The organism is Burkholderia sp. TSV86 (assembly GCF_001522865.1).
Classification (GTDB): domain Bacteria; phylum Pseudomonadota; class Gammaproteobacteria; order Burkholderiales; family Burkholderiaceae; genus Burkholderia.
This window is the reverse complement of the sequence record NZ_LOWB01000115.1, coordinates 64,565-76,823: the sequence shown is the minus strand read 5'-3', so window position 1 is coordinate 76,823 and position 12,259 is coordinate 64,565. Positions and strand designations below refer to the sequence as shown.

At 64.8% G+C, this 12,259-nt stretch carries 12 protein-coding genes; 7 read left to right on the top strand and 5 right to left on the bottom strand.

Annotated elements, in window-relative coordinates:
* Positions 1-4 precede the first annotated feature (4 nt).
* From WS68_RS21355 to WS68_RS21340, 4 genes are all read right to left on the bottom strand, one after another.
* Entirely contained in the window at positions 5-1,156 is a 1,152-nt protein-coding gene (locus WS68_RS21355) for a DegT/DnrJ/EryC1/StrS family aminotransferase (RefSeq protein WP_059572647.1), read from the bottom strand.
* Positions 1,157-1,267: 111 nt separating this feature from the next.
* The gene (locus WS68_RS21350) at positions 1,268-1,639 is read right to left on the bottom strand and encodes an SMR family transporter (RefSeq protein WP_059572646.1); all 372 of its coding nucleotides are present in this window, start codon (positions 1,637-1,639) and stop codon (positions 1,268-1,270) included.
* A 15-nt stretch (positions 1,640-1,654) separates the two neighbouring features.
* On the bottom strand, positions 1,655-3,331 hold the full coding sequence (locus WS68_RS21345) for a glycosyltransferase family 39 protein (protein WP_059572645.1): 1,677 nt from the start codon (positions 3,329-3,331) through the stop codon (positions 1,655-1,657).
* A gap of 106 nt (positions 3,332-3,437) precedes the next feature.
* Positions 3,438-3,812, bottom strand: a complete 375-nt coding sequence (locus WS68_RS21340; RefSeq protein ID WP_059572644.1) for an Mth938-like domain-containing protein — start codon at positions 3,810-3,812, stop codon at positions 3,438-3,440.
* A gap of 288 nt (positions 3,813-4,100) precedes the next feature.
* Between WS68_RS21340 and WS68_RS21335 the strand changes: the two genes are divergently transcribed.
* The 6 genes from WS68_RS21335 to WS68_RS21305 all read left to right on the top strand — a co-directional run bounded on the left by WS68_RS21335 (position 4,101) and on the right by WS68_RS21305 (position 10,900).
* On the top strand, positions 4,101-5,339 hold the full coding sequence (locus tag WS68_RS21335) for a pyridoxal phosphate-dependent aminotransferase (RefSeq protein WP_059572686.1): 1,239 nt from the start codon (positions 4,101-4,103) through the stop codon (positions 5,337-5,339).
* 45 nt (positions 5,340-5,384) lie between these two features.
* Complete coding sequence (locus tag WS68_RS21330; protein ID WP_059572643.1) at positions 5,385-6,713, top strand: homoserine dehydrogenase; 1,329 nt, start codon at positions 5,385-5,387, stop codon at positions 6,711-6,713.
* A gap of 9 nt (positions 6,714-6,722) precedes the next feature.
* Positions 6,723-8,177 carry a threonine synthase gene (gene thrC, locus WS68_RS21325; RefSeq protein ID WP_059572642.1) on the top strand — a complete coding sequence of 485 codons (1,455 nt, stop codon included), beginning with the start codon at positions 6,723-6,725 and terminating at the stop codon, positions 8,175-8,177.
* A 426-nt stretch (positions 8,178-8,603) separates the two neighbouring features.
* Complete coding sequence (locus tag WS68_RS21315) at positions 8,604-9,860, top strand: molybdopterin molybdotransferase MoeA (protein WP_059572685.1); 1,257 nt, start codon at positions 8,604-8,606, stop codon at positions 9,858-9,860.
* Positions 9,861-9,880: 20 nt separating this feature from the next.
* Entirely contained in the window at positions 9,881-10,138 is a 258-nt protein-coding gene (moaD, locus tag WS68_RS21310) for a molybdopterin converting factor subunit 1 (RefSeq protein ID WP_059572640.1), read from the top strand.
* Positions 10,139-10,417: 279 nt separating this feature from the next.
* A complete protein-coding gene (locus WS68_RS21305; RefSeq protein ID WP_059572639.1) occupies positions 10,418-10,900 on the top strand; it encodes a molybdenum cofactor biosynthesis protein MoaE in 483 nt (160 codons plus the stop codon).
* Positions 10,901-10,933: 33 nt separating this feature from the next.
* Here WS68_RS21305 and WS68_RS21300 read toward each other — a convergent pair whose 3' ends face one another.
* The gene (locus WS68_RS21300) at positions 10,934-11,488 is read right to left on the bottom strand and encodes a group III truncated hemoglobin (RefSeq protein ID WP_059572638.1); all 555 of its coding nucleotides are present in this window, start codon (positions 11,486-11,488) and stop codon (positions 10,934-10,936) included.
* Between the two features lie 189 nt (positions 11,489-11,677).
* Between WS68_RS21300 and WS68_RS21295 the strand changes: the two genes are divergently transcribed.
* Positions 11,678-12,184 (top strand): RrF2 family transcriptional regulator, encoded by a 507-nt coding sequence (locus WS68_RS21295; protein ID WP_059572684.1) that lies wholly within the window; start codon positions 11,678-11,680, stop codon positions 12,182-12,184.
* The last annotated feature ends 75 nt before the right edge of the window (positions 12,185-12,259 follow it).

The following is a 12,259-nucleotide window of genomic DNA, read 5'->3' as shown; positions in this document are numbered from 1 at the left end:
CCGCTTATTTTCCGTGTTGTTCGCAAATCTGGTTGACGGCGTCGACGACGCGCAGCACGTCCTCGTCACGCATCTGCGTGAACAGCGGCAGCGTGACGGTCGATGCGCCGAAGCGCTCGGCGTGGGGGAACATGCCCTCCTTGAAGCCGCGCGCGCGGTACAGCGTGAAAAGATGGATTGCCGGATAGTGAACGCCCGAGCCGATTCCGCGCTCCTTCAACTGCGCCATGAATTCGCCGCGCGAGATCGCGAGCTTTTCGAGCGGCAGCGTGATCTGAAACATATGCCAGTTGCTGTGCTCGAAGTCCGCGATGGGCAGCCCGACGCCGAGCGCCGCGGCCGCGCCGGGCGCGAACGCGTCGAAATACCGGCGGGCGAGCGCGCGGCGCCGGTCGTTGAAGCGCTCGAGATGCGGCAACTGGCCGAGGCCGACGCGCGCGGCGACATCGGTCAGATTGTACTTGCCGCCGAGCACGTCGCAGTCCATGCCGTCCAGGCCGGTGCGCGTGATGCCTTGCAGCCGGTATTTCTGCGCGAGCGCAGCTTCGGCCTCGTCGTTGAGCACGAGCGCGCCGCCTTCGATCGTCGTCAGGTTCTTGTTCGGATGAAAGCTGAACGATACGAGATCGCCGAACGCGCCGATCCGGCGGCCCTTCCACGTCGAGCCGAGCGCCTGCGCGGCGTCTTCCACGACGCGCAGGCCGTGCGCGCGCGCGATCGCATACAGGCGGTCCATGTCGACGGGCAGGCCCGCCAGATAGACCGGGATGATCGCCTTCGTGCGCGGCGTGATCGCTTTCTCGACGAGATCGAGATCGAGGTTGCGCGTGACGGGGTCGATATCGACGAACACGGGCGTGGCACCCGTTTCCAGGATCACGTTGCTCGTCGCCACCCACGACGCGGGCGACGTGATCACCTCGTCGCCCGCGCCGACGCCCGCGATTCTCAGGCCGATCTCGAGGGTGCAGGTTCCGGAGTTGAACACGCGCACCGGGCGCCCGCCCAGATAGTCGGACAGCGCGGCCTCGAATTGCTGGCAATGCGGGCCGGTCGTGATCCAGCCCGAGCGCAGTACGTCGGCCACGCCTTGGATGGTGGCTTCGTCGATCTCGGGCTTGACGAACGGCAGGAAAGGAACGGAAGTCTGGCTCATGGAAGCTTCGCTCGTGGTCGGATGAAAGGATCGGACAAGGTCCGGCAGGCGTCATTGGACACGGATTGCCCGAAACGTTGCGTCACTTTTTGTCGCATTCGGCGCGCCGCTCTAGCTGCGGGCGAGCACGAACACGCCGATCAGAATGATGCCGATGCCGACCAGGCGCTGGACCGACAGCACCTCGCCGAACAGATACCACGCGGCGAACGCGTTGACGACGTAGCCGAGCGAGAGCATCGGGTATGCCACCGACACGTCGACCCGCGACAGCCCCACGATCCACACGACGACGGACAGCACGTAGCAGCCAAGCCCGCCGATGATCGGCAATTGGGTCGCGATTTTCAGGCCGACGGGCACAATGTTCGCACGGGTGAATTCGAAGTGTCCAACGGCGCGCACGCCGGCCTTGAGCAGCAGCTGCGCGCACGCGTTCAGCATCACGCCGGTGACGATGCAAACAAGCGAGACGGGATTCATCGCTTCGCGTCCTCCTCAGGATTGCGGTTTTTCGACGACGACGCGCCGGTTGTCACGGGCGATCACGCGCATCGGCAGGCCCGCCTGCTCGAGCTGCGCGTAGCGGCTCGGCGACATCAGCGCGAGCGCGTAGCGCTCGGCGCGCCAGCGCTTTTCCCACGCATCGACGGTCGGGATCCATTTGTCGGGCTCGACCGAGATGCCGAACGCGAGTTCGTCTTGCCGCGCGACCATGATCGTCGTGTGGCGCATGTAGAACGGCAGTGTGTGATCGAGCATCTCGACCGAGTAGAACGGCGTGTCGGGCGGCAGCTTGGCGAGCTGCGCGCGGATCGCGGGCGCGAGCAGCGCGCCTGAGCTGTAGCGGCCGAACGCATCGTGGCCGGTGCCGCCGATCGTGCCGAGCAGGAGCCAGCCGGCGGCGAACGCGGCCGCCGCGATGCCGGCCTGGCCGCGCCGGTTGAGCCACAGCGCGGCGACCGTCAGCGCGAACGCGACGGCGAGCGCCGCATACACCCAGTGCTGGAAGTCGACATATTGCGCATTCGGCGTGCGCGTGTCGCCGAAGCGCGACAGGAACGTCGCGCCGATCGCGGCGGCGGCGGTGAACGCCAGATAGCCGAGCAGGTGGCGGCGGAACCGGTCGCGCGATACGAGCGGCAGGTACGCGCCGATCGCAAGCGCGAGCGCGGGTGCGATCGGCAGCAAGTACGAAATCAGCTTCGAGTGCGACATGCTGAAGAACACGAAGATGAACCCGCTCCAGACGATCAGCACGAGCATCGGCGCGAAACCGTTGGGCTGGCGCGGGATTCGCAGCGCGTGGCGGATGCTTTGGAAGCAGACGGACAGCCACGGCAGAAAGCCGACGAGCAGCACCGGCACGAAGTAGTAGAGCGGGCCAGGGCGGTTTTGCTCGGGCGTCAGATAGCGGCGGAACTGCTGGACGATGAAGAAGAAATTGAAGAACTCGGGGTTACGCTGCTGGACGAGCACGAACCACGGCGTCGCGATCGCGAAGAAGATCACGAGCCCGCTCACGATATAGAGCCGTCTCCAGAGCGCCCAGTCGCGCGCGATGACGGTATAGAGGACGAGCACGGCGCCGGGCAGGATCAGGCCGACGAGCCCCTTCGACAGCACGGCGAGCGCCATCGACGCCCAGCACAGCCACATCCAGCCGCGCTCGGCCCGCTTCGGGATGCCGGGCCGCTGAGCGAGAAGGAGCGAGCACAGCGTGAGCGCCATCCACAGCGACAATCCCATGTCGAGCGCGTTGAAGTGGCCCATCAGGTTCCAGTACGGCGCGCTCGCGAGCACGAGCGCGGCGAACAGGCCCGCGCGCGGGTTGAATACGCGCGCGCCGGTAAAGCCGACCAGCAGTACGCCAGCAAAGCTCGCGAGCGCCGTGTAGAGGCGTGCTTGCCATTCCCCCAGGCCGAACCATGCGAACGTCAGCGCGTTCATCCAGGTTTGCAGCGGCGGCTTCTCGAAGTATTTGTAGCCGTTGTAGCGCGGTGTAATCCAGTCGCCCGTCGCGAACATCTCGCGGGCCATTTCAGCGTAGCGGCCCTCGTCGCTCGGCACGAGGTGGCGCAGGCCGAGCGGCGCGAACCAGATCACGGCGAGCGCCGCGACGAGCAGAAGCAGGGTGGCACGGTTGAGCGGTAGCCTCGACGGCGTATCGTTCATAGTCTTGTCGTAAAGGGTGGGGTGGAGGGCGGCGCGCCCGCAGGACGCGGCATGCGCCGCCGCGCAGTTATAGCGGGGCGCGGCTTAACGATTGCTTAACGATCGTTCAACGCTCGATCAGCAGCGCCGCGGCAACCTTGCGGCCTTCCGCCATCAGGATGTTGTATGTCCGGCACGCGGCCTGGAAATCCATCGTCTCGACGCCGATACGCTGCGCGGTGAGCTGCGCGGTCAGGCGCGGATGCGGAAAACGCAGCTTCGCGCCGCTGCCGAAGATCACCACTTCGGGCTGCGGCTCGAGCAGCAGCGCGAAATGCTCGGGGGCGAGCGCGTCGAACGAGCCGACGGGCCACGCGGCCACGGGCGCGCCCGGCAGCACGATCACGCTATGCGTGTGGCGTTCGAGATTGATGTCGACGTAACCGGGGCCATAGCCGGTGACGGTGTTGAGCGTATTGCTCGAATCCTGGTGCAGTTTCAAATCGGTTTTCCGCGATCTGGCGCGGTTTCGAAAAGGGCCGCAAAAAAGGGCGGCAACAACGGCCCGGTTCGTGCCGCCTGGTTGATGCATTGCGAAAGTCAGCCAAAATCCGCTAAATTATAACTTTTTAGCCGCTCCCGGGCGGCGTTTGTGTCTCGCGACGTCCCGGTCACAAGCCGCGCCGCGCCCGGCGCACGTGCGAAGCCACTTTCGGCCTACCGGCCGCCCTCCCGTTTCGATCCCCGTCCTTCTTCGAGTCCGCCGCATTATCCAAGGAACGTGCCCGTCGTGAAACCGATTCAAAAATCGAACAAATTGCTCAACGTCTGCTATGACATCCGGGGCCCTGTCCTCGAGCATGCGAAGCGTCTCGAAGACGAGGGCCACCGGATCATCAAGCTGAACATCGGCAATCTGGCCCCGTTCGGCTTCGAAGCGCCGGACGAGATCATCCAGGACATGATCCGCAACCTGCCGGCGTCGTCCGGTTACTCGGATTCGAAGGGCGTGTTCGCCGCGCGCAAATCGATCATGCATTACACGCAGCAAAAGGGCGTGAAGGGCGTTGGGCTGGACGATATCTACATCGGCAACGGCGCGTCGGAATTGATCGTGATGGCGACTCAGGCGCTGCTGAACGACGGCGACGAAGTGCTGCTGCCCGCGCCCGATTACCCGCTTTGGACGGCGGCCGTCAGCCTGTCCGGCGGCACGCCCGTGCACTACGTCTGCGACGAGGCGAACGGCTGGCTGCCCGATTGCGACGACATCCGCCGCAAGATCACGCCGAACACCAAGGCGCTCGTCGTCATCAATCCGAATAATCCGACGGGCGCGCTCTATCCGGACGCGCTGCTGCTCGAGCTGATCGCGATCGCGCGCGAGCACGGCCTCGTGATCTTCGCCGACGAGGTGTATGACAAGATCGTCTACGACGGCAAGACGCATACCGCGCTCGCGTCGCTGGCCGAGGACGTCATCACGGTCACGTTCAACAGCCTGTCGAAGAGCTACCGGTCGTGCGGCTACCGGGCTGGCTGGATGTCGGTGGCGGGCCTGACGGCCGAGAACCGCCGGCGCGCGAACGATTATCTCGAGGGGCTCGGCATTCTGTCGTCGATGCGCCTGTGCGCGAACGTGCCCGGCCAATACGCGATCCAGACCGCGCTGGGCGGCTACCAGAGCATCAACGAGCTGATCGTGCCGAGCGGGCGTCTGTACAAGCAGCGCGAGCTGGCATACGAGATGCTGACATCGATCCCGGGCGTATCATGCGTGAAGCCGGATGCGGCGCTGTACATGTTTCCGCGGCTCGATCCGAAACTCTACCCGATCGGCAACGATCAGCAGTTCATTCTCGAGCTGCTGCTCAAGGAGCGCGTGCTGCTCGTGCAGGGCACGGGCTTCAACTGGCCGGCGCCGGATCACTTCCGTGTCGTCTTTTTGCCGAACGTCGACGATTTGACCGATTCGATCGAGCGGATCGCGCGCTTTCTCGACGGTTATCGAAAACGCCATTCGGCCTGAGGCCGCAGGCTCCCTCTTCTCTATATTCAATCGATCACACGCAGCATGGAACCGATCAAAGTTGGCCTGTTGGGCTTTGGCACTGTCGGCGGCGGCACCTTCAAGGTGTTGCGCCGCAATCAGGAGGAAATCAAGCGCCGCGCGGGGCGCGGCATCGAGATCGCGGCAGTCGCGGTGCGCGATCCGGCCAAGGCGCTCGCCGCGCTTGGCGGCGATGCGGCCGGCGTGTCGATCGGCAACGATTTCAACGCGCTCGTCGACGATCCTTCGATCGCGATCGTGGCCGAGATGATCGGCGGCACTGGCATCGCGCGCGACCTGGTGCTGCGCGCGATCGCCAACGGCAAGCACGTCGTGACCGCGAACAAGGCGCTGCTCGCGGTGCACGGCACCGAGATCTTCGAGGCCGCGCGCGCGCGGGGCGTGATGGTCGCGTTCGAGGCGGCCGTCGCGGGCGGCATCCCGATCATCAAGGCGCTGCGCGAGGGCCTGACCGCGAACCGGATCCAATATATCGCCGGCATCATCAACGGTACGACGAACTACATCCTGTCGGAAATGCGCGACCGCGGGCTCGATTTCGCGACCGCGCTGAAGGCCGCACAGGAGCTCGGCTACGCGGAAGCCGATCCCACGTTCGATATCGAGGGCGTCGATGCCGCGCACAAGGCGACCATCATGAGCGCGATCGCATTCGGCGTGCCGGTGCAGTTCGAGCGCGCATACGTCGAAGGCATCAGCAAGCTCGCCGCGACCGACATCCGCTATGCGGAGGAGCTTGGCTACCGGATCAAGCTGCTCGGCATCACGCGCCGCACCGAGCGCGGCATCGAGTTGCGTGTGCATCCGACGCTGATTCCGGCAAAGCGCCTGCTCGCGAACGTCGAGGGCGCGATGAACGCGGTCGTCGTGCATGGCGACGCGGTCGGCACGACGCTCTATTATGGAAAGGGCGCGGGCGCGGAGCCGACGGCGTCGGCCGTCGTCGCCGATCTCGTCGACGTGACGCGCCTGCACACGGCCGACCCCGAGCATCGCGTTCCGCATCTCGCGTTCCAGCCGGACAGTCTGTCGAACACGCCGATCCTGCCGATCGACGAGGTCACGAGCGGCTATTACTTGCGCTTGCGCGTTGCCGATCAAACGGGCGTGCTCGCCGACATCACACGCATTCTGGCCGCATCGGGCATTTCGATCGATGCGCTGCTGCAAAAGGAGTCGGAGCAGGTCGACGACGCGAACGGCGAGACCGACATCATCCTGATCACGCACGAGACGCTCGAGAAGCACGTCAACGCGGCGATCACGCAGATCGAAGCGCTGTCGACGGTCGTCTCGAAGGTGACGAAGCTGCGGATGGAAGCGCTCAACTAAAGGCTCGACATGAATTACATCTCCACGCGCGGCGCCGGCATTGGCGAGCGCCACACGTTCTCTGACATTCTGCTCGGCGGCCTTGCGAAGGACGGTGGGCTTTACCTGCCGTCCGAATACCCGAAAGTCTCCGAAGGCGAACTCGCGCGCTGGCGCACGCTGTCTTACGCGGATCTCGCGTTCGAGATCCTGTCGAAGTTCTCCGACGACATTGCCGCGGACGAGCTGCGCGCGATCACGCGCCGCACGTACACGGCCGACGTTTATCGCCACGTGCGCGACGGCGCGAACGCGGCCGACATCACGCCGCTCACCACGCTCGGCGTCGAGAACGGCGCGAAGCTCGCGCTGCTCGAACTGTCGAACGGCCCGACGCTCGCGTTCAAGGACATGGCGATGCAGTTGCTCGGCAACCTGTTCGAGTACACGCTCGCGAAGCATGGGCAGACGCTCAACATCCTCGGCGCGACGTCGGGCGACACGGGCAGCGCGGCCGAGTACGCGATGCGCGGCAAGCAGGGTGTGCGCGTGTTCATGTTGTCGCCGCACAAGAAGATGAGCGCGTTCCAGACCGCGCAGATGTACAGCCTGCAGGACCCGAACATCTTCAACCTCGCGGTCGAAGGCGTGTTCGACGATTGCCAGGACATCGTGAAGGCGGTGTCGAACGATCACGCCTTCAAGGCGGCGCACCAGATCGGCACGGTCAATTCGATCAACTGGGCGCGCGTGGTCGCGCAAGTCGTCTACTACTTCAAGGGATACTTCGCCGCGACGCGCAGCAACGACGAGCGCGTGTCGTTCACCGTGCCGTCCGGTAATTTCGGCAACGTCTGCGCGGGCCATATCGCGCGGATGATGGGGTTGCCGATCGAGCGGCTCGTCGTCGCGACCAACGAGAACGACGTGCTCGACGAATTCTTCCGCACGGGAGCGTACCGTGTGCGCAGCGCGGAAAACACCTATCACACGAGCAGTCCGAGCATGGATATCTCGAAGGCGTCGAATTTCGAGCGCTTCGTGTTCGACTTGCTGGGCCGCGAGCCGGAGCGCGTCGTCCAACTGTTCCGCGACGTCGACGAGAAGGGTGGTTTCGATTTGGCCGCGAGCGGCGATTTCGCGCGCGTTGCCGAGTTCGGCTTCGTGTCGGGGCGCAGTACGCATGATGACAGGATCGCGACGATTCGCGACGTGTTCGAGCGTTATCGAACCATGATCGACACACATACCGCCGACGGCCTGAAGGTTGCGCGCGAGCATTTGCAGCCGGGCGTGCCGATGATCGTGCTCGAGACCGCGCAGCCGATCAAGTTCGGCGAGACGATTCGCGAGGCGCTCGGCCGCGAGCCTGGCCGGCCGGCGGCGTTCGAGGGGCTCGAGGCGCTGCCGCAGCGCTTCACGGTCGTCGACGCGGACGCGCAGCTGGTGAAGGCGTTTATCGCCGCGCATACGGCGGGAGCCTGAGCGGACGGCATGCACGGCGAAGCGGCGCCGGCGGCCGAGGGGTGCCGGCTCGGGCGCTGGCGTGCTTTCGCCGGCTGCGCCGGCAAGGGCCGCTGGCATCGCTTCGTGGTTCGCGGCGGTTTGATCGGACGAAATGCGGGACGATTTGCGCTGCAACCCCGGGGCGCGGAACGATCGGCGCGGCCTATCATTTTTGTGAGGCGTGAGGCGTGAGGCGTGAGGCGTGAGGCGTGAGGCGTGAGGCGTGAGGCGTGAGGCGTGAGGCGTGAGGCGCTTGCTCCTGGACGCGTTCGCCTTTCCCACTCGCGGCTCGACCGGCGCGCATGCGCTCGGCCGCACGCTGCGAGCGCATGCGGCCGAGCGCACCGCACGCGAAGCATCGGCGCCGTCGCTACAATGTCGGCATCCGGTTATTTTCATTCGACGATGTCCGAACTCAACACCCAGACGCCGCGAGCGCCGATGCTGTCGACAGCCGATGCGCTCGCGACGCTTCTCGCGGCCGCGCGCCCACTCACCGAAACGGAAACCGTCCCGAGCCTCGATGCGCTGAACCGCGTGCTCGCCGCCGACGTCGTATCGCCGCTCGATGTGCCGCCGATGAACACGAGCGCGATGGACGGTTATGCGGTGCGCGTCGCGGACCTGATGCGCGGCGAACGCCGGCTGCCGGTATCGCAGCGGATTGCGGCCGGCCATGCGGCCGCGCCGCTCGAGCCAGGCACGGCGGCGCGCATTTTTACGGGCGCGAGCGTGCCGGCCGGCGCGGATGCGATCGTGATGCAGGAGCAGACGGAAATCGTCGGCGATCACGTCGACATTCTGCACACGCCCACCGTGGGTGAATGGATCACCGCGCAAGGCGCCGATATCCGAAACGGCTCAGTGATCCTGCCCGCCGGCACGCGCATCACGCCGCAAGCAATGGGGCTTGCCGCATCGATCGGTTGTGCGACGCTCACGGTCACGCGGCGCGTGAAAGTCGCCGTGTTCTTTACGGGCGACGAGCTGACGATGCCGGGTGAGCCGCTCAAACCCGGCGCGATTTACAACTCGAACCGTTTTACGCTGCGCGGGCTGCTTGAGCGGCTCGGCTGCGACGTGACCGATTACGGAATCGTTCCGGACCAACTCGACGCGACGCGCGCGGCGTTGCGCGACGCGGCGCGCGAGCATGACGTGATCGTGACGAGCGGCGGCGTCTCGGTGGGCGACGAGGATCATGTGAAACCCGCAGTCGAAGCGCAAGGGCGGCTCGCACTGTGGCAGATCGCGATGAAGCCGGGCAAGCCGCTCGCGTTCGGCTCGATCCGCCGCGGCGACACCGCCGGCGCGACGGACGACGCCTATTTCATCGGCCTGCCGGGCAATCCGGTGTCGAGCTTCGTAACGTTTCTGCTGTTCGTGCGGCCTTTTTTGTTGCGTATGGCCGGCGCAACGCAGGTCGCGCCGCGCGCGCTGTCGCTGCGCGCCGATTTTACGCAAGGCAAGGCAGATCGCCGCAACGAATTCCTGCGCGCGCGCGTGAACGCAGCGGGCGGGCTCGATTTATTTGCGAACCAGAGTTCGGCCGTGCTGACCTCGACGGTCTGGGGCGACGGGCTCATCGATAACCCGCCGCATCATGCGATCAGCGCGGGCGAGACGGTGCGTTTCATTCCTTTTTCCGAACTGCTCGGCTGAGCGGGCCGCGGACATTGACGATGAAGATTGAATTGAGATTTTTTGCGAGCGTGCGCGAGGCGCTGGGCGTCGCGAGCGAGACGGTTACGGTGCCGGACGGCATCGTGACAGTGGGCGACGTGCGCGCATGGCTGCGCACGCGCGGCGGTGCGTGGGCGGAGACCCTTGCCGACGGCCGCGCGCTGCGAATGGCGTGCGACCACACGATGACGGATGCAGGAACGCGGATTACCGACGGCTGTGAAGTGGCGTTTTTTCCGCCAGTAACGGGGGGGTGAATTTGGAGAGTGGAGAGGCGGGGGTATGGGCTCTGTTTGGCCGATTTGGGTTGAGCGTTGTAGTCGAAAAAATCATGGAACCCCAATTTCAGTCAACCGCGCATGGAACTGGAGTGGAGGCCGAAACCAAGGCATGGGACCAGAGTAAGCGCTGAAGCGCTCGCTGTGGTCGACCGCCATGGGGTGTGAGTAAGCGCTAAAGCGCTAACTCACACCAACCAAGGCATGGGACCAGAGTAAGCGCTAAAGCGCTAACTCTGGTCGACAAAGGAACCGTCAATGGCAATAGTGCGAGTGCAGACAAGCGATTTCGACGTAAGCACCGAACTTGCAGCATTGCGCGCGCGCAATCCGAAGATCGGCGCGCTCGCATGCTTCGTCGGCACGGTGCGGGATTTGAACGACGGCGATCAAATCGACGCGATGGAACTCGAGCACTACCCGGGAATGACCGAAAAAGCACTCGGCGCGATCGCGGCCGATGCGCTCGCACGTTGGCCGGGAATCGACGTGGCGATCATCCACCGGGTCGGCAAGCTTTATCCGCTCGATCAGATCGTGCTCGTCGCAACGGTCGCCGCGCATCGCGGCGACGCGTTTGCGTCTTGTGAGTTCGTGATGGACTATCTAAAGTCGCAGGCGCCGTTTTGGAAGAAAGAGAAAACGCACGCCGGCGAACGCTGGGTCGACGCCCGCAGCGTGGATGACGCGGCACTCGCGCGCTGGGGAATCGCGTCGAGCAACGCGACGCAGTCGTCGTAGCAGGCCGAGGTCGGGAGCCGCGTGCGCAACCGGCTACGTACCGTCGCGCGCCCGGCCGATGATCTTTGCCGGAAACGGCTCGCCGCGCGGCGCGCGGGTGTGCCCGTCGTCATGGTCGCGCCGCTTCGGCGCGATCAGATCGAGGATCGCCTGCTGTTCGGGCGGAATCTGGTAATCCCAGCCGAATCGGCTCAGTTGCAGGCTTTGCGCGATCCGCAGCGCGGGTTCGATGAAGCGCACGGCCGCCGCCGGCGCATAGCGGGCGTCGACGGTCTTCAGAAAGAGGGTGAGCCAGCGGCTGAAATGCGCGGGTTCGATCCCTTCCAGCGGTTGATGCGCGGCCTGCACGTTGCCGCGATAGCTTTTGTCGCCAAGCACCAGGCTCGACCAGAAATGCGCCATTTTCGGCAAATGCTCGCCCCAGCGGCCAGCGAGTGCGCGTTCGAACACGGGACCAAGCAGCGTGTCATCCCGCACACATTCGTAGAAGGCATCGACTAGCGCGCGGATATTGGCCGGCGTCGGCTCGGCGGTGCGCGCCGGCGCGTCATTCGGAGAATCGGTCGGATCGGCGGAAAAATCGGTCATTAAAAAGGGCAGGATAACGAAGAAGCACGGGCCGCCAATTTTGTCGCACAATAGTAAATGGCCACTCCTTCAATAAAAAGTGCTGACGTCGTGCATCTTATGATGCGGCCGTCGGATCGGCAATGGCAGGCACGCGTTTTATCCCGCGTGGAATCGCCGATCGCACTGACACAGCGTCCATTTCACACAATGAGACTGACCGACTACACCGATTACTCTTTGCGCGTCATGCTATTCCTAGCGGTCCGAGGCGAAGGTTTGTCGACGATTCAGGAAATTTCGGACGCATACGGTATCTCCAAGAACCATTTGATGAAAGTGGTGCAGCAGCTCGGCGAGCTTGGCTGGATCGAGACGGTGCGCGGCCGCAATGGCGGCCTGCGCCTGAACGCGCAGTCGTCGTCGCTGACGATCGGTGAAGTCGTGCGGGCCACCGAAAACGACTATCTGCTCGTTGGTTGCTTCTCGGGCGAGGCCGAGTCGCATCGCAGTTGCGTGATTCAGTCGCAGTGCCTGCTGCGCGGCATGTTCGCATCGGCGCTCGACGCATTCTTCGCCGAACTCGACAAGCACACGATCGGCGAACTGTCCGCGCCCGCACCGCAGCTCGCCGCGCTGCTCGGGTTGCGGCCGGTGTCGGTGCCGGTTGTCGCGGCGAGCGTTTCTCATGCGCCGTCGCTGCGGGTTTCCGACTGACTTTCCATTCTTGCGCGTGACGCGCGCTCGTTCATTCGCGGGGCGCACGAGCCGGTTTCGCGCGCTCGCGTGTCT